We start from the raw sequence: 15,948 nt of genomic DNA, 5'->3' as shown, positions 1-15,948 counted from the left end.
GTTATGCCCTCCACCGGTTAAGGGGGCGGTGCAGACCGACGTCAAAGCCACCGGTTTTGGATGCGTCAGGCTGCCAACTCCGGGCTTCAACCTGCGCCTCGTCATACGCAGGCCGCGTGACGATGCTGATTTCATACAAAAGCGCCGCTAGCACAGTGCGGATAATCGCATTATGCGCACCATTTTCTGGATCGAGACCTTCGTCCTCGATCTTTTCAGGCTGAGGGACAGCCCGCTTGGGCGGCAATCGAAATCCCGGCGAAATGCCAAGGGTCAGCCCCGCCGCGATACCCGCCAGAATATCGCGCACATAGGACACTTGCTGCATTTCCTCAGTGATCAGCGCCGTAAAGGTCAGAGCCTCATCACCATCGACAAAGTCCAGCGTACCGGCCCCGCGTGAGGCCAGAGGCTTGTCGAAAGAGTGGCCCACCAGCAGGTGAATATCCTCCTCAGGACGCTCCACCCGGTAGGCGAAAGCGCGGGGCGCAATCACCTCTTTTTTTGGCCTGCCGGTGCGACCCCCATCACTGAGTACCGCCCGCTTGCCATAGGGAAACCGGCCCTGCAGCGCCAAAGCCCCAGAGGCGCGTTTGCGTAGTTCTAGACCGCCGCCTGCAAAGCCGGTCAGCATCACTGTACCCCGGTCAGGATTTCGAGCTGCACACCGCGCGCAACTGTCACGTCCATTGTTGTCAGGGCAGTCAAGCGCAGCTGCCCAGACTTGGCGTCAGAATACGGATCGCGGATCAGATCGACCGCCCCCCACATACCGCAGAACACCGGGGCCACGCCGTTTGTGATGGTAGTTAGCAGCGCCTTGGATTCGACCGGGGGGCCACCCGCCGGGGCGTTGATGCCGTTAGTGGTCAGCACCACCTTGCCCGTCTTGGCAACAAGACGGTCCCATTCCGAGATCGCCAGCCCGGTGATAAGTTCATCCATGCTGTCGAACACCTCAGGGCGCAGCAGCAAATTGATCGCGCTCAGGCTATTGGCCGCGTTCGCCGTCATGAACCGAACCACCGCCGCGCGGAACGCCGCATAAGACGCCGCCGCATCAATCGGGGTTTCAGTGATCCCGTAGGTGCTGGCACCGGGGAAAATGCCTAGAGGTTCACCGCCAGAACCCGAACCAAGGAAGATTGCCCGATCGGTCTCCTGCTGGATCGCCGCCGACATATCGCGCCGCACGGCTTGCTCAAGACCGGCCCCGGCTTGCTTCAAAGCCTTCCGGGTGATCTTCATTTGAACGCCGAGCGTGTTGTCAGGTTTCATGGGGCGGTCAGTCGTGGTGTAGGCTTGCGGCCCCGGCACGTCGCCTGTTTCCGAACCTGCCCAGCCCGGTTGCGCGCCACCCGTGGCTACGGGATATTCAATCTCGCCCACGCCCACGTTGATCATCCGCGCGCCCATCTGGGTTGCAGAGGAACCGGCGAACAAACGCTCGATCGTCGGCATAGTGCGGATCGGATCAGGAACACCGCCCGCCAGCGTTTCGCCCGCACGGGTTTCCAGCGCCTCAAGGGGAACCGGGATGCCTCTGAAGCCGCCCACGCTGCGCAGTTCCTCGACCATCTCAGCCGTGGCGCCGTCCAGCTGGCGCCCCTCATCCAGAGCAAGCGCCACTTGGCGAACTTCGAACCGGGATGCCAGTTCACCCCATTCACGCTCAGAACGTGTTTCAAGTTCGGCCCCGGCCTCGCGGCGCTCATCATCCTCAGAGATCAGGGCCGCGCGATACTTGCGCTCAGTGTCCTGATACTCGCGGTCCAGATCGTCGATCTTGGAACGGGTTTCGTCTGTCAGGGTTTCAGACCCGGCCAGTTCGGCAAGGTTCTGGCGGATTTCAGAACGGCGAAGTTCCAGCTTTTTAGAGGTCAGCATTTGTTCTTCCTTTCATGCTCGACAGAAGGTCGCGCCACTCTTGGCGCTTTGGGTTCAAGGCTTTGTGCCCAACCTCAATTCGGGTTTTCCTCGAGTGGCAGCGCCAGCAGAGAATTTTTAAATTTGACAGGGTGTAGGCGAGGTCAGGCCGATCACGCACCGGCTCAACGTGGTCACACTCCAACCGGCGCCGCTCGCCACACTGGACACACTGCCAGCCGTCACGGTCGAGCGCCTGCATCCGCAGAGCCTTCCAACGCGGGCCGCGTGTGACCGCCTTAGAATGCCGCTTGTATTCTTTCCTCAGCCCCATCCCATTCTCCCTTGTGAAATGGCCGGGGCGCGTTTCATGCGCTGCCCCTGAGCAACCGCCACAACCGTTGCAGCCGCCGCGTCGATCCGGCCCGTTGACCGGCCTTTTGCCAGCTTGTGGTTGCCCGCTGGGTCAATAAGTGTGATCGCGTCGGCAAAGGCAGAGCGCAGCAGCAAGGACGGCAGAACCCGAACCTCACCCTCGAACACAGCGCGGCGCAGCCTTTCGCAGTCCTCAGAGCCGTCCTGCCACCCAAAGCCGCGCCAGATGAACGGGACACGATCAAGGCCCGCGTCACGCAAGGCTTCAAGAAATTCAGCATGGCGGAACCTGTCACCGACGATTGCCGCCGGGGTCTGCCCGTTGAGGCGCTCCACGACATCAGCAAGGAACCGGCCCACCGGAACCACTGTCTCGCCCATCGTGACCAGTTCGCCCCGTTCGGCCATCTCCGAATATCGGTTAGAAACCCCATCCGCCGCGCCCCGATCCGCAAGGTTAGGCTTTGCCGGGAATGCCGCGACAGCTTCAACACGACCAGTCTCTGGCCAGTAGAGCGCCACCGCAGACATGGAACGGCTACCGCCCAGATCGACGCCCAGCACAACCGGGCCCTCACGCGGGGGAAGATCATCCGGGGCCACCTCACACCCCAACCATTCGTCGACCGTCAGCAGCACCGAACGATCATCCGACGCCACCCGCTCATTCCGGTTGAGGTTTCGGAAGCTAGACAAGGCCGAACCGCCCCGTGCAATCGCTCGCCGCGCCTGAGCCGTTAACCACTCAGCAGATGGGCCGATACCCTCAGATGCGCCGGGATTGGCAACCAGCAGGCTTGCCAGATCGTCAGGCGGCAAGCCGGGGTCTGGGCGATGCTCCTGCACATAAGTGCCGGGGGGCGGTTCATCTAACCACCGGCTAAATGTATTTGCGTCGTCAGGGGCGCTTGTCGAGATGATCAGCGCGCGGCCATCTCTTTTCCCAAGACCGGATAGGATAGCGTTTTCTAACGCGTCACCCTTTTCCCGCTCCCAAGCTGCCCGCTCATCCAAGATTGCCAGCGTAGGCGCGCCGCCCAGAATGCTTTTGCCATCCGCCGCGATTACCCGCGCCAGCCCACCGCCGTTCTCTGCCGTCTCGACTTCCAGCTTGGACCCGCGCCGGATCGTGAATTGCTCTTTTTCGTCCTCTGGCAAGCCCTCGATAAACCCCAGAAGGAACCCAAAAGCGGTCTTTGCTTGGTCCCGGTTGCGCGCTGCAAAGATGATTTCGCGCTTAGGCTGGGGGGCAATCTCCCCCATCAGATGCCCCAGAGCGATACCCGCGCTCAGAGCCGTCTTGGCATTGCCCCGGCCAATCGAAAGGCAACCGGCCTCAATGCCCTTGGCGAATGCGCCCCGCACAAAGTCTTTCTGATATGTCGCCAGCTTCACCCGTCTCCCGGCCAACCGTCCCTCAGGAACGATCAACTTGGGAAGGAATTGCAGCGCCGCAGATGCTTCTTTCGATGCTCTAACCACGATTTTTCCCCCGATTTTTTGGGAGAGAGAAAGAAACACCCAGACCCACGGCCCCGTCCCCTCTCAGAAATGGGGGCATTGGGACCAAGCGATTGATCATATTGCCACCCCTGCGGCCTTGCATTCATCGATGCTGACCAATCCAGCACTTACCAACTCGCGGGCTTTGGTCGCCGTCACCGTGTTGGCGACCCAAGACTTACGTTCGATGATCTGGGTGGCGATCTTTTGAGCGATTGTTTCGGCATCGACAGCTGTGCTCACGGTCGGCACTTCGTGGTTTTGCCAACGCTGTTCGTTCAACCAGTTTTCCGAGAATGCGATGTACTGTTTGCGATTGCCGTCATTCTCGACGGCATAGGCCTTAGCCCCAGCGATGATCACATTAGGGGCGGTACCGTCTGCGATAGCTTGGGCAAACGCCTTAGCTGTTCGTTCTCGATCCTTGTGGCGAGGGAACGCTTTCCAAAAATCATCGAATGCCGGATGTGTGTGTAGGGCGGCGTCAGCCGAACACACAGGTTCTTTTTCAGGTTCAATGGTAAGGTTCGTGTCTCGTTTCGAGACTACCCCCGTCGCACAGTTGAGACTCTTCCGCCTCGTTTTTGAGACTCTTCCCCCCGTCTCATTTCGAGACGAAACCCCATTTTGAGAATCCGACTTCGCCTTGTTACGCGCGCTCGGGCCAAGTGAAACATCAAGATGCAACTCATAGTGATTTGCACCCCGACCGCCGTCGCCATCGCCACGCGCATGGCGAGTCACCAAGCCCTTTTCTTCGAGCGTGGACATATGTCGGAAAAGCGTGGCGCGGCCCATTTCGCATTCGTCCGCCAAGCGCTGCGCGCTGGGATTACACTGGCCTGTCTCTTTGTTGTGGAAGTCCGCGAGTTGTATCAGGACGATCTTCGCAGCGGGTTTCAAGCCTTTCACATTAGCGGCCCAGATCAACGCTATCCCGCTCATGTGCTGCACTCAGCAAAGATAGAGTGTAGCGGTTTCGCGGTTTCACGGTTCGTACGAACTATGTCCTGCGAAATAAAATTGCTAACTGATTGATTGCGCGAAGTCTTCGTTAAATTTAGGTTCTGGCGCCTATGGCGTGGGGGTTCGAGTCCCTTCACCCGCACCACTTATCCCCTTATGATTGCAAATGCTGCACGGCGTTCGCTGGGTGAATCGCCGCTGAGGCTTAGCCCAGCACACTCAGCCAGAGCCAAACCGTCAGGATCGAACTGCCCGTCGCGATCAGGACCGAACTGGCTGCCACACGCCGCGCGCGGCCGTACATATTGGCAAAAATATAGGCGTTGAACCCCGGTGCCATCGCCGCCGTCAGCACGCCGGACCGAAATCCCGCCTGCGGCAGATCAAGCGCGGTGCCAAAGGTCCAGACCAGTGCAGGGTGCACCAATAGCGCAATCGCACAGACCATAAGGATCGCTTTCATATCGCCTTCGGGCTTGTACTGAAGCAAGATCCCACCAAGGGCGAAGAGGGCCGCTGGCAGGGCGGCGCGTACAATCAGCGACAGGGCGTCATCCACCACGCCGGGAATCGGCAGACCGCTGAGGTTAACGGCGAAGCCCCCCAGAATCGCTATGACCAAAGCATTGCGGAACATCGCGCGGCTGACATTGCGTAAAAGCGACAGACCCGACTGCCCCCGGTTGCGCACGAACTCCATCACCGTGATCCCCAAGCCATAGCAGAAAGGGGCATGGAACGACAGAATCGCATAGTTCCCGGCCAGCGAGTCGGCACCGTAGGCGCGTTCGGTGATTGGCAGGCCCAACAGAATCGAATTTGAGAAAAGACAGCAGAACCCAATCGCGACGCTGTCCTCCCAGTCGCGTCGAAACAGCACCCGCGCGCCTAGAATGCCAAGCGCAAAGCAAAGCGCCGCACCGCCGTAGAAACTGCCCAGAAGGCGCGGGTCATAGCTGCTGGACAGGTCAATGCGGGCAATGGCTTGGAACAGCAGGCAGGGGATGGCGAAATTCTGGGTGAACTTCATCACCCCGTCGATGCCAGAGACGGGGAAAAGTCCGCGCCAGACGGCGACATACCCAAAACCAATAACAAGAAAGACCGGCAGGATGACGTCTAAAAGAGTTTGCACGAATATGGCCTTTAAAAAGCGCGGAATGCCTCGTCAGAGGGGGAAATGCAGGGTCAGCCCATCATAGGCCGGTTGAATGTGCGCGGCTGTCTCAGCGGCGAGGGTCTGGTAATCAAGATCATTATGCAGATTGGTAAGCACAGCCGTTTTTGGCTGCACCCGGTCGATCCACTCCAACGTCTGCGCCAAATGGCTATGGGTCGGGTGTGGGTCACGGCGCAGCGCATCGACGATCCAGCAGCTCAGGTTATCCATCATCGGCCAGCACGCATCCGGTATGGCCGAGACATCGGGCAAATAGACGATGTCATCAAAGCGAAAACCAAGCGCGTCGATATTGCCGTGGGTCACGGTGAAGGGTGTGAATTCCAGCGTGCCGCCGGGGCCGTCGATGCTGACCTCTCCGGTGATGTCATGCATATCGAGGATCGGCGGATAGCTGGACCATTCGGGCTGCACAAAGGCATAGCCAAACCGTTCAATCAGCGCGTCGCGCGTCGGCGCATCTGCCCAGACCGGCAGCCGCGCGCGCATGTTCATCACGACCATGCGCAGGTCATCCAGCCCGTGCACGTGGTCCGCATGGGCATGGGTATAGATCACCGCATCGAGCCTTCCGACGCCCGCGTCGAGAAGTTGGCTGCGCATGTCGGGGGAGGTGTCGATCAATACGGTGGTGGTGCCTGCCTCCGTCACCCGCTCCACAAGGATCGAGCAGCGGCGGCGGGCGTTCTTGGGTTCATTCGGGTCGCAAGCGCCCCAGTGGCCCCCGATCCGCGGCACGCCCCCGGACGATCCGCTGCCCAATATGGTGACGCGCAATTCGGCCATCAGCGCGCGGGCTCCCAAGCGGCGGCTTTCGCAAAGAGCCGCTCGAAATTCTCCTGCGTGCGGGCCGCGAAGTCTGCGTAGTCGAGGCCAAAGGTCTCAGCCCCGCGGCGGGCGGTATGGGCGGTGAAGGCAGGCTCATTCGGCTTACCACGATGCGGGGGCGGCGCGAGGTAGGGCGCGTCGGTTTCCACCAAGATACGGTCGAGCGGGGCGGCGGCGAAAATGTCGCGCAGATCCTGCGACTTGGGGAAGGCGGTGATGCCGGACATCGACAGGTAAAACCCCAGTTCCAGCGCAGCACGCGCCAGTTCAGCGGAGGAGGAGAAGCAATGCATGACACAGGAATAGGCACCTTGCGCGTGTTCCTCGCGCAGGATGCGGGCCATATCGTCATCCGCGTCACGCGCATGGATGATCAGCGGCAGGCCACTTTCCCGCGCCGCCGCGATATGGATGCGCAGGGAGGTTTTTTGCACCTCCGCGCTCTCGGCGGTGTAGTGGTAATCAAGGCCAGTCTCACCGATGCCGACCATCTTTGGGTGCTGGGTCAGGGAGAGTAGTTCGTCGACGGAAGTCAGGGGCTCTTCGGCGGCGGACATCGGGTGGGTGCCCGCGGCGTAGAACACCGGATCATGCGCCTCGGCAATGGCGCGCACGGCGGGCTCATTCTTTAGCCGGGTGCAGATGGTCACCATGCGCGTGACGCCTGCGTCAGCGGCGCGGGCGATGACGGCGGGCAGGTCTTCTTGCAAGCTCTCGAAGTCGAGGTGGCAATGGCTGTCGGTGATGTGGGGCGTCTCGGTCATGCTGTCCTTTCGGCTATCGCGGCGCCGTCTGGCCTATCTGCCGCAGGGTATCTAGGACCAGCGCGGCAGGGTCAAGGTTCACCGCCAGCCCGTGACGGGCGCGGTCAAATATCTGCTGTGCGGCATCGGCCCAAGCGCGGCCCTGTGCGGGGTTGGGAGAGAGGCGTTGCAGCACGGCGATTTCATCGGGGCAAGCGGCCTGCGCAGGCGGCGCGCCGGTGGCCCCGGTGCGTGCCAGACGGACCAGCAGCAGGTCAAGCAGGGTAAAGAGCAGGTCGAGCTTGGCCTCGGCCCCGCGCTGTGCTGCGGCTTCGGCCAGTTTGATGGCGCGGCCCCGGTCGAGTTGCGGCAGCGAGGAGATCAGCCCCACGAGATCGGCATAGGTTTTGACCCCACCCATCAGCGACAAGCGCAGCGCGCCGCCGACCGACCCACCGGAAAGCTCGGACAGTGCGGCGGGGTCGCCTTCGACCTCTACCCCGGAACCGGCCAGCGCCTCGGCCATCTGGTCCGCGTCGAGCGTGCCCAACCGCAGCGTGCGGCAGCGCGAACGGATGGTGGGCAACAAGCTAGAGGGTTGGTGGCTGAGCAGCAGCAGAATGGCCCGCTCGGGCGGCTCTTCGAGCATTTTGAGTAGTGCGTTAGCGGCGTTGGGGTTCATCTCATCCGCGTCGTCGATGATGACCACCCGGCGCCCCCCATCAGCGGCGGACATCTGAAAGAACCCGTTCAGCGCGCGAATATCGTCCACCACGATTTGCTTGCGCATCCGCTTGGTGTCGGGGTTGATCGTGCGGGTTACGGATTTCAGACCGGCTTCGGCCCCGGCGGCCACACGGCGGGCGACGGGGTGTTCTGGGTCAATGTCCAGCGTTTCAGCCGGGGGCAGATCGAACATGCCGCCATTCGGATCAGGCGTTGCCAATAGAAAACGCGCGATGCGCCACGCGAGCGTCGCCTTACCCACACCGCGTGGGCCGGTCAGCATCCAAGCGTGGTGCAGTTTGCCACTGTTAAAGGCGTCAAGAAAAGCCGCCTCGGCTGTGCCTTGGCCGATCAGTTTCGGCGTATCGCGCGGGTGGCGGGCGCCTTCTACGCGGTCTGGCTGGGGGGCGTCATCTGTCATGGCATCGGTCTAGCATGTTTCGCTGCAGAGGGAAGCGGGCAGGGCGGTTAGATCAGCCCAAACGCGCGGTCACGGTCGTGGTCACATCACGCGCCACGCTGTCAATATCGCGGCCTCCGTCGATCACTTGGAAACGGTGGCTGAATTCCTCGGCAAGGCTGAGAAAACCCGCCCGCATCTGGGCCTGTAGCTCGACGCCGAAATCCTCGAACCGTTCCTCTGCCGTCTGGCGCGACAGGGCGCGTTCCAGTCCGTTGGCCGGGTCCATGTCGATCAAAATGGTCAGGTCAGGTTCCACCCCGATCATCAGCTCGTGTAGATCATCGACCATTTGGCGCAGATCACCACGCGAAAGACCCTGATACATCCGCGTGCTGTCAGCGAAACGGTCGCAGATGACGATCTTTCCTGCTTCAAGCGCGGGGCGGATGGTCCGCTCCAGATGGTCACGTCGCGCGGCGGTGAAAAGCAAGATTTCAGTCTGCGCCGACCAGCGGTCCGGATCGCCCTGCAGAACCAGCGCGCGTATTTCCTCGGCCCCGGGGCTGCCGCCTGGCTCACGGGTCAGGACCACGTCGCGGCCCTGCGCCCTCAGATGATCCGCCAAAAGCCGTGCTTGGGTCGATTTGCCCGAGCCGTCGATGCCTTCAAAGGTGACAAACAGACCCGACGTGCGGGTCTTTTCTATAGTCGTCACGAAGCTTCCGCTTCCACTTCGGGGGCGGCCTGCGGCCCGGCGTTGAGGCGGTTCATCAGATGCATTGCGGCGGCAGTCATCTTGACCATGAAACCGCCCGGCGAGATGGAGGCGGACGCCACCAGCGGCACGCGCATGGCTGGCAATTCGCCCCGATCGATTACCAATTCGCCCAATTCGTCACCCTTGCTGATCGGCGCTTGGAACGGGCCGGTGTAGATCACCTCGGCCTCGATTTCATCGCCGCCAGTGACGGGCACCAGCATCGACAGATTGTCCTTCAGTTCAAGCCCCACAGATTGGGTGGTGCCAAGCGCCACAGGCGCTTCGGCGATCTGTGTGCCTGCTTCGCCCAGATCACGCTGGGTGAATTGGCGGAAGGCCCAATTGACAACCGATTCAGCTTCTTGTGCGCGGGCAGCTGCACTGTCGAGGCCGGAAAGCACAAAGATCACCCGGCGATCGCCCTGCTTGGCCGAGCCGACAAGCCCATATCCTGCCTCATTGGTGTGACCGGTTTTCAGGCCATCCGCGCCGATGCCAAGGCCCAGCAAAGGGTTGCGGTTGGTCTTGTTCTGCGGCGCGCGGCCATCAAAGGCAAACTCGCGTTCGGCAAAAAGCGGATAGAATTGCGGGTAATCCGAGATGATCCGGTTCGCCAGCAGACCGAGGTCACGCACCGACATCAGATGCCCGGCCTGCGGCCAGCCGTTGGAATTGGCGAAGGTGGAATTGGTCATTCCCATCTGCTGCGCACGCTGTGTCATCAGCCGGGCAAAGCCGTATTCCGTGCCATCGGGGCTGAGCGCCTCGGCGATCACGGCGCTGGCGTCGTTGCCAGACAGAACGATGACACCACGGATCAGGTCTTCGACCGACACGCGGTCGGTGGTGTCGAGGAACATTGTCGAGCCGCCATAGGACATGGCGTGTTCGGACACCGGCAATTCCTCAACCAGATCAAGCCCGCCATTCTGCTTGCCACGCTCGACGGCCTCAAAAGCCATATAAAGCGTCATCAGCTTGGACATCGATGCAGGCGGCAGCGGTTCATCCGCGTTCTTGGCCAGCAGCACGGTGCCGGTGGTTTGGTCCAGCACATAGGCGGCGGTGGCGCGGGTGTCGAAAGCGGCGGCAGGCTGGAGCGTGAGCACCAGTGCCACGGTGGCGGCAAAAAGGCGGATCATAGGAAGCATTTCCTCCGGTTTTGTCAGTTCGACACGGCGTAGGCGTCGGTAAAGCCCTCAGCTTTGACCTTCTTGAGAAGGCTGTCGAGTTCGGATTGGCTTGTGGCGGGGCCGATCACCACGCGCCAAAAGGGTTTGTTGTTAATTGAGCTTTCTTTGACGGTGGGCACCATGCCCGCGCCGCGCATCTGTTTGGCGGTGCGGGTGGCGTTGGCCTCCACACTAAAGATGCCCAGTTGCACGAAGGGTTTGGATAGCTTGGCACCCGCCGCCGGGCGTGCAGGTTTCTGGGCTGTAGGTGCGGGCGCTGCCGCGGCCGGTGTGGTGCTGGCTGTCGCGGTGGCGGACGCCTTGGCCGGTGCCGTCGCGGCAGGCTCCAACGCTGTGGCTGTCACGGGGGCCGGGGCGGCAATGGCGCTTGTCGCATCGCCGGTATTTTCCGCCTCAAAGCTTTCCTCAGGTGCCGCGCTTTCTTCGCGGCGCAACGCGGTTACGTTGAGCGGCGCCGGGGCGCCCGCCAGAATGCCAAGTGCCGCGGCAGCGTCCGAAGAGATTTGCAATTTCGGGCCGGGCAGTTCCCGCTCGCGCCGGAACAGCGCGCCGATCACGAATTTGCCATTGGCCTCATTGCGGACGATCACGCGCTCAGGTTCGGTCACGTCAGGGTGCGCCACCCAGACCCCGCCGAGCGAGGGGCGACCGTCCCAAAGGCCCTCATCTGTGGCCGAGAATACTTCGGGTGCTTCGACATCGCGCTCAACCAGCTTGGTCGAGGTGCTGCGCGGCGCGCTGGCGCCGTCCTTTGCGCCGAAGGGCAGGCTGAAATCGCCGCCCTCACAACCTGCCAGCAATCCGATTGCGAGAATGCTCACACCTAAGCCCGCTGCGCGGCGTTTCTTGGTGCGCAACGGTTGATTGTCCCTGCTCATGCCTTTGATGTCCTTGCCTGCTGTCGTCGCGCATCGCGACCCATGTCCCGCGAGAATGTCGCGCCGTTGGATCGGCACGCCCTACGCCCCTCTGAAAGGGGCTTTGGCGCACGATAACCTGACCAAGCGCCTGTGAAAAGGCCGCCGACAGAAGATCGGCGAATTTCCCCAAGGTTGTGCTGGGGGTTAGGGGGCGAAAATGTGTATTTGCCGAATCAATCAGAGCGCTCTAGGAGGAGCGTGCTGCGGAGGAGTGGCAGAGTGGTCGAATGCACCGGTCTTGAAAACCGGCGTGCGTGAGAGCGTACCGTGGGTTCGAATCCCACCTCCTCCGCCAACGTGCCGTGCGGCTGTTAACTAGTTGATATAAGTGGGTAAAACCTTTCCTTTCAGCAGGTCACCACACACGTCTCCCACACACGCGATAGTACCGGAAGTGGTGTCTCGTATTTCTTGTTCGTGTGCGCGTTGAAGCGAATCCCTTTTTGTGTCAGCGTTTGGTTAGTTCATATTGGGGGATATGCGTTGGTTAGTCGTACGCGAACCTTCTTCTCGTATCCTTTTCTGCTATTTCTTGAATGTATCTTGCTTTTGCTAGTTTTCTGGTGGGGCGGCAGCAGTATCCTAGGATTAGCTGATGAGATCACTACGCTCCAACCGGGTCAGACGGAGATTGCAGTGCCTATCGATCTGCTTGATCGGACCGACGAACTGGCATCATTACTTTCAACGTGGACACTAGCGACTTTCGTAATCGTTGGCTTCGCTTTGGGAACTGCGAGCGAAAGGGGGCTGACGCTAGGGCGGCTCGATATTTCGCTGGGGGCAGTGTTTGTAGGAAGTGCCTTCTTTTCTTTGTTCTTTGGCTACTCAATCAAAGCGGAGTTGGTTGAGCTTCTTACATACTCTTATCCATCACGGGAGGCCTTTTTGGGGGCGTTTCGACCTCTGAAATCAGTGATAGCGATGCAAGCCTTTAGCGTTTGCCTCCTTGGCTCTGCAGCTATTTATTTGGCTGCGCGAGGCGCACTTGCCAAGACTAGTTAGAGGAAGAATAAACGTGGTTGGCTGGAATTGTTTTTGGGTATCGCTCGGCTCTGTCATTCTAAGTTCTTGGCCCTTGGTATTGCAGGCTTCAAGCGTGTGTACTGCTGAGCAATTTAGCAACGCCAGCGAAGATCTACCTGACGAGATACTCATCGAGAATGGAAGTGCTGCGATCTCTGTTGCTAGGGTTCTCGGCTGCGAAATGCCCTTCTTTATTTCAGAAGAAGTTCCCGTCAAAACACTGGACGGAAAGGAAGTAGGTGTACTTATGGGCGTCGTGGGGGCGATAGGCGAGGAAACTAGCAAAAGCAGTGACTATGGCTATTGGTTGGTAAAAGAAGGCGACAGGGATTTCAGCTACGCCGTCCCTTCGATGGATGCCGCGATAGATGAAAAGATACTCGATAAGCCAGCCCTGCAATTAGAGAGTTCCGCAGCTTACTCTTCTGAGTTATCAACCATGATCGATAAAATCGGTGGCAGCTTCTTAGCTAAGAACGGATATTCCAGTGCGGCGCAGGTGGTGGCAGTGAACGCAGGTTTTTGGCCGTCCAAACGCTATGCGGTCACATTCCTTTCCGAACCGGATGGAGGAATTGTCCATCGCGGCAAAGTCCCAAAAGAACCAACCGAATGGGCTGTAGTCATCGAGAGTTCTTCTTTGTCCAATTATAGCATTATAAGTCCAACCGATGAGGTCTGTAGTTACGAAGATGCAGAGGTTCGCGTCTACGATACTTCACAGTCGGTCACTTTTTTCTGCACATTCACGAATTAGCGATGGAGCCACGGCAGGAAACCTGTGTCGTTTGGGCTTTCTGCGACCGGGGGGATTAGGAGCCACCATTGACGGAGGCGCTGATCTGGCGCTGCAATGCGCACCCTGAGAGTTCTGGGCTGCTCCGTTGACTGGCGTAGGCGCTTCTCTGCAGCTGTGAGGTCTTTAGGGCATATAGCGACACCTCTTGGGTGACCTTCAGTGCCTATGGTTTGGCGGCGAGGTGATGGCTCTTGAGAGGCTCATGAGTATGCAGCCATAGGCCGTAAGCGGTGCGCCGATCCCACCTATTTAGCGTAATTCCATGGTAGCAGATCGTTGATCTGGCTTTGTTTGTGGCCTGCGACGATGGCAGTGACCGTATCTGTCAGATAGGCATGCGGATCGACACTGTTCAATTTGCAGGTCTCGATCAAGGAAGCGATGACGCCCCAGTTTGTGGCCCCGTCGTCGTGGCCAGCGAAGAGTGCGTTTTTGCGGTTCAGAGCTATGGGACGGATCGTGCGCTCCACTGCGTTGCTGTCCATTTCGATGCGGCCGTCGGTCAAAAACAGGCACAGCCCGTCCCAGTATTTTGCGATGTATTTGAGCGCTTCACCCAAAGGGGCTTTAGCAGACAGCCGCGCGCGGTTGGTCGTGAGCCACTCCTCAAACGCGACGATCAACGGTGCCGATTGGTCTTGCCGTGCTGCCAATCGCACCTCGGGTGCCAGACCCCGGATATCCTTTTCGATCAGGTAGAGCGCAGCGATCTGTTTCAGCCCGTCTTCGGCGATGGGGGCAGTGCCAGATTGTGCAACTTCGTGCAGTTTGCGACGTGCGTGGGCCCAGCAGTAGGCCAAGACGACATTGTCATCGGCGCGTTTGAGTAAGCGGTTATACCCGGCATATCCGTCCACTTGGAGGATGCCAGAGAAGCCTTTCAAAATGTCATCTGCATATTGGCCGGAACGCCCGGGCGCATATGTAAAGGCAACGCCCGGTGGAGCCGCTCCACACCAAGCCCTGTCATCGCGGGCCAGTGCCCAGAAGTAACCAGTTTTGGTTTTACGTTTGCCAGGATCAAGCACTGGTGCTCTTGTTTCATCCATGAACAATTTGGTTGAGCTTTTCAGATCAGCCATTAACGCATCGAAGACAGGACGGAGTTCATAGGCTGCCTTGCCGACCCATCCTGCAAGGGTGGAGCGATCCAGATCGATGCCTTGGCGGCTGTAAATCTGTGCTTGGCGATACAACGGCAAGTGATCCGCGTATTTGCTGACAACAACATGCGCCACCGTTGCCTCTGTCGGCATACCACCAGGGATAAGCCGGGCGGGTGCGGGTGCCTGAACAACCCCATTGGTGCAGGACCGACATGCATACTTTGGGCGGCGGGTAACGATCACACGGAACTGGGCGGGGATGATGTCCAATCGTTCAGACGTATCCTCACCAATCATATGGCGTTCAGCACCGCAGCCGCAGGTCATGCTATCGGGCGTAATCACTTCTTCAATACGCAGTAAATGTTTGGGGAATGAGCCACGGTTGGTATTGCGCGGTTTTGTCGGGCGCGATGCAGGTGGATCCACCGCGTCATCTTCAGCGTGGACCGCCGCCATCGCCGTTTCGATGTCTTCCAGCGCCAGCTCAAACTGCTCGGGATCGGCCTTCTCAGAGCGTGCGCCAAACAGCGCACGCTTGAAGTCAGCAACCAGTTTCTCCAACTGATCGATACGATCCTGCTTGCGCAGATTGCGGTCCTCTGAGGCGGCAAGCAGCGCCTTCAGGGCCTCAATATCATTAGGGAGATCGGCAGGTTTTGACATGGGGAATGACTACCATTTCCTGCACCTCAATACCTCTGCAAAAGACGGCCTGATTCATTCTGCCGCAGTCGGCGGACGCGCGGACAAAGCCCTTACTTTCCGCCAGTCCAATCCTGAGAATAGCGCTTCAAACTGGGCGTGGTTCAGCGCCATCAAGCCATCTTTGATGGCAGGCCAGGTGAAGATATGCTCCTCCAGCCTCTTGTAAGCCATGACCAGCCCGGTGCCGTCCCAATACAACAGCTTCAGCCGATCTGCCCGTTTCGAGCGGAACACAAATACGGTCCCCGTAAAGGGGTCTTTGCGTAACTCGTTTTTGACAAGCGCTGCCAGACCGTCATGACCTTTGCGGAAGTCTACCGGCTTGGTCGCCACAACGATCCGCACCCGGTTTGAAGGGAACATCATGAGGGCGCATTCAAGGCGCGAGCAATCTCGGCAATGCGCGCCGCTGATGTTCTTGCATCCAATCGCACGGTGACAGCACCACATATCAGATCCAACGGCGACAGCTGCGCAGGTTCAGGTGCCACATCGACATCCTCGCGCACAATCAGCGCTGCAAAGCTCGGTTCTTCAGCCAAAGCAGGCAGAACCAGCTTGCCCTCCCGGGCCATGCGCCGCCATTCCGACAAATGATTGGCCCGCATGTCATACCGCCGCGCAACTGCGTCCACCGAGGCACCCTCCACCAGCGTCTCGGCCACAATTTGCGCCTTCACCGCATCCGGCCACCGGCGGTGACCACGCGGGCCCACAACCAAATCAATGTTACTGAGAAACTCCGTTGAGCGCTCCATGGAGAAACTCCCTGATAATCCATCCGTCAGGGCTGAATCTCAGATCAGAGGCTCACAAGGAAGGTGGGGGCGGCACATCGCTTACCAT

The 15,948-nt window shown here is 59.6% G+C and carries 17 protein-coding genes and 1 tRNA gene; 3 read left to right on the top strand and 15 right to left on the bottom strand.

Going from position 1 to position 15,948, the window contains the following annotated elements:
* Window position 1: 1 nt before the first annotated feature.
* The 12 genes from DSM110093_RS09835 to DSM110093_RS09780 form a co-directional block, all read right to left on the bottom strand.
* Window positions 2–634, bottom strand: a complete 633-nt coding sequence (locus tag DSM110093_RS09835; RefSeq protein ID WP_243264873.1) for an HK97 family phage prohead protease — start codon at window positions 632–634, stop codon at window positions 2–4.
* A complete protein-coding gene (locus DSM110093_RS09830) occupies window positions 634–1,887 on the bottom strand; it encodes a phage major capsid protein (protein ID WP_243264872.1) in 1,254 nt (417 codons plus the stop codon). The genes DSM110093_RS09835 and DSM110093_RS09830 overlap by 1 nt, the downstream gene beginning before the upstream one ends.
* Window positions 1,874–2,128, bottom strand: a complete 255-nt coding sequence (locus DSM110093_RS09825) for an HNH endonuclease signature motif containing protein (protein ID WP_243264871.1) — start codon at window positions 2,126–2,128, stop codon at window positions 1,874–1,876. Before DSM110093_RS09825 ends, DSM110093_RS09830 begins: the two co-directional genes overlap by 14 nt.
* Window positions 2,129–2,190: 62 nt before the next feature.
* Complete coding sequence (locus DSM110093_RS09820) at window positions 2,191–3,723, bottom strand: terminase large subunit (protein ID WP_243264870.1); 1,533 nt, start codon at window positions 3,721–3,723, stop codon at window positions 2,191–2,193.
* Window positions 3,724–3,819: 96 nt separating this feature from the next.
* Window positions 3,820–4,689: a helix-turn-helix domain-containing protein gene (locus tag DSM110093_RS09815; RefSeq protein ID WP_243264869.1), complete on the bottom strand. Its 870-nt coding sequence runs from the start codon at window positions 4,687–4,689 to the stop codon at window positions 3,820–3,822.
* A 226-nt stretch (window positions 4,690–4,915) separates the two neighbouring features.
* On the bottom strand, window positions 4,916–5,845 hold the full coding sequence (locus DSM110093_RS09810) for an AEC family transporter (RefSeq protein WP_243264868.1): 930 nt from the start codon (window positions 5,843–5,845) through the stop codon (window positions 4,916–4,918).
* A gap of 33 nt (window positions 5,846–5,878) precedes the next feature.
* Window positions 5,879–6,676, bottom strand: coding sequence for an MBL fold metallo-hydrolase (locus DSM110093_RS09805; RefSeq protein WP_243264867.1), 798 nt, complete (start codon window positions 6,674–6,676; stop codon window positions 5,879–5,881).
* The gene (locus tag DSM110093_RS09800) at window positions 6,676–7,482 is read right to left on the bottom strand and encodes a TatD family hydrolase (RefSeq protein WP_243264866.1); all 807 of its coding nucleotides are present in this window, start codon (window positions 7,480–7,482) and stop codon (window positions 6,676–6,678) included. Before DSM110093_RS09800 ends, DSM110093_RS09805 begins: the two co-directional genes overlap by 1 nt.
* A gap of 13 nt (window positions 7,483–7,495) precedes the next feature.
* Window positions 7,496–8,608, bottom strand: a complete 1,113-nt coding sequence (locus DSM110093_RS09795; RefSeq protein WP_243264865.1) for a DNA polymerase III subunit delta' — start codon at window positions 8,606–8,608, stop codon at window positions 7,496–7,498.
* Between the two features lie 52 nt (window positions 8,609–8,660).
* Window positions 8,661–9,305: a dTMP kinase gene (gene tmk, locus DSM110093_RS09790; protein ID WP_243264864.1), complete on the bottom strand. Its 645-nt coding sequence runs from the start codon at window positions 9,303–9,305 to the stop codon at window positions 8,661–8,663.
* On the bottom strand, window positions 9,302–10,492 hold the full coding sequence (locus tag DSM110093_RS09785; RefSeq protein WP_243264863.1) for a D-alanyl-D-alanine carboxypeptidase family protein: 1,191 nt from the start codon (window positions 10,490–10,492) through the stop codon (window positions 9,302–9,304). The genes tmk and DSM110093_RS09785 overlap by 4 nt, the downstream gene beginning before the upstream one ends.
* A 23-nt stretch (window positions 10,493–10,515) precedes the next feature.
* Window positions 10,516–11,421 (bottom strand): SPOR domain-containing protein, encoded by a 906-nt coding sequence (locus DSM110093_RS09780; protein WP_243264862.1) that lies wholly within the window; start codon window positions 11,419–11,421, stop codon window positions 10,516–10,518.
* A gap of 247 nt (window positions 11,422–11,668) precedes the next feature.
* Between DSM110093_RS09780 and DSM110093_RS09775 the strand changes: the two genes are divergently transcribed.
* The 3 genes from DSM110093_RS09775 to DSM110093_RS09765 all read left to right on the top strand — a co-directional run bounded on the left by DSM110093_RS09775 (window position 11,669) and on the right by DSM110093_RS09765 (window position 13,246).
* Window positions 11,669–11,758 (top strand) — tRNA-Ser (locus DSM110093_RS09775).
* Between the two features lie 341 nt (window positions 11,759–12,099).
* On the top strand, window positions 12,100–12,468 hold the full coding sequence (locus DSM110093_RS09770; protein WP_243264861.1) for a hypothetical protein: 369 nt from the start codon (window positions 12,100–12,102) through the stop codon (window positions 12,466–12,468).
* Between the two features lie 13 nt (window positions 12,469–12,481).
* Complete coding sequence (locus DSM110093_RS09765; RefSeq protein ID WP_243264860.1) at window positions 12,482–13,246, top strand: hypothetical protein; 765 nt, start codon at window positions 12,482–12,484, stop codon at window positions 13,244–13,246.
* A gap of 287 nt (window positions 13,247–13,533) precedes the next feature.
* On the opposite strand, the gene DSM110093_RS09760 is transcribed toward DSM110093_RS09765, so the two are convergent.
* Genes DSM110093_RS09760 through DSM110093_RS09750 form a run of 3 tightly spaced genes read right to left on the bottom strand, consistent with a single transcriptional unit; the run spans window position 13,534 to window position 15,860 of the window.
* Window positions 13,534–15,060 carry an IS66 family transposase gene (locus DSM110093_RS09760; RefSeq protein WP_243264859.1) on the bottom strand — a complete coding sequence of 509 codons (1,527 nt, stop codon included), beginning with the start codon at window positions 15,058–15,060 and terminating at the stop codon, window positions 13,534–13,536.
* Window positions 15,061–15,114: 54 nt separating this feature from the next.
* Window positions 15,115–15,468: an IS66 family insertion sequence element accessory protein TnpB gene (tnpB, locus tag DSM110093_RS09755; RefSeq protein ID WP_243264858.1), complete on the bottom strand. Its 354-nt coding sequence runs from the start codon at window positions 15,466–15,468 to the stop codon at window positions 15,115–15,117.
* Window positions 15,465–15,860 (bottom strand): transposase, encoded by a 396-nt coding sequence (locus DSM110093_RS09750; RefSeq protein ID WP_243264857.1) that lies wholly within the window; start codon window positions 15,858–15,860, stop codon window positions 15,465–15,467. Before DSM110093_RS09750 ends, tnpB begins: the two co-directional genes overlap by 4 nt.
* Window positions 15,861–15,948: the final 88 nt, after the last annotated feature.

The organism is Sulfitobacter sp. DSM 110093 (assembly GCF_022788715.1).
Lineage (GTDB): Bacteria > Pseudomonadota > Alphaproteobacteria > Rhodobacterales > Rhodobacteraceae > Sulfitobacter.
The sequence above is the reverse complement of the archived record's forward strand: the minus strand, read 5'-3'. Positions and strand labels throughout refer to the sequence as shown.

Coding starts and splice junctions, on each gene's coding strand:
- DSM110093_RS09805 (WP_243264867.1), bottom strand. CDS start 6,676: ATGGCCGAATTGCGCGTCACCATATTGGGCAGCGGATCGTCCGGGGGC.
- DSM110093_RS09795 (WP_243264865.1), bottom strand. CDS start 8,608: ATGACAGATGACGCCCCCCAGCCAGACCGCGTAGAAGGCGCCCGCCAC.
- DSM110093_RS09785 (WP_243264863.1), bottom strand. CDS start 10,492: ATGATCCGCCTTTTTGCCGCCACCGTGGCACTGGTGCTCACGCTCCAG.
- DSM110093_RS09830 (WP_243264872.1), bottom strand. CDS start 1,887: ATGCTGACCTCTAAAAAGCTGGAACTTCGCCGTTCTGAAATCCGCCAG.
- DSM110093_RS09815 (WP_243264869.1), bottom strand. CDS start 4,689: ATGAGCGGGATAGCGTTGATCTGGGCCGCTAATGTGAAAGGCTTGAAA.
- DSM110093_RS09750 (WP_243264857.1), bottom strand. CDS start 15,860: ATGGAGCGCTCAACGGAGTTTCTCAGTAACATTGATTTGGTTGTGGGC.
- tnpB (WP_243264858.1), bottom strand. CDS start 15,468: ATGATGTTCCCTTCAAACCGGGTGCGGATCGTTGTGGCGACCAAGCCG.
- DSM110093_RS09800 (WP_243264866.1), bottom strand. CDS start 7,482: ATGACCGAGACGCCCCACATCACCGACAGCCATTGCCACCTCGACTTC.
- DSM110093_RS09835 (WP_243264873.1), bottom strand. CDS start 634: ATGCTGACCGGCTTTGCAGGCGGCGGTCTAGAACTACGCAAACGCGCC.
- DSM110093_RS09825 (WP_243264871.1), bottom strand. CDS start 2,128: ATGCAGGCGCTCGACCGTGACGGCTGGCAGTGTGTCCAGTGTGGCGAG.
- DSM110093_RS09760 (WP_243264859.1), bottom strand. CDS start 15,060: ATGTCAAAACCTGCCGATCTCCCTAATGATATTGAGGCCCTGAAGGCG.
- DSM110093_RS09780 (WP_243264862.1), bottom strand. CDS start 11,421: ATGAGCAGGGACAATCAACCGTTGCGCACCAAGAAACGCCGCGCAGCG.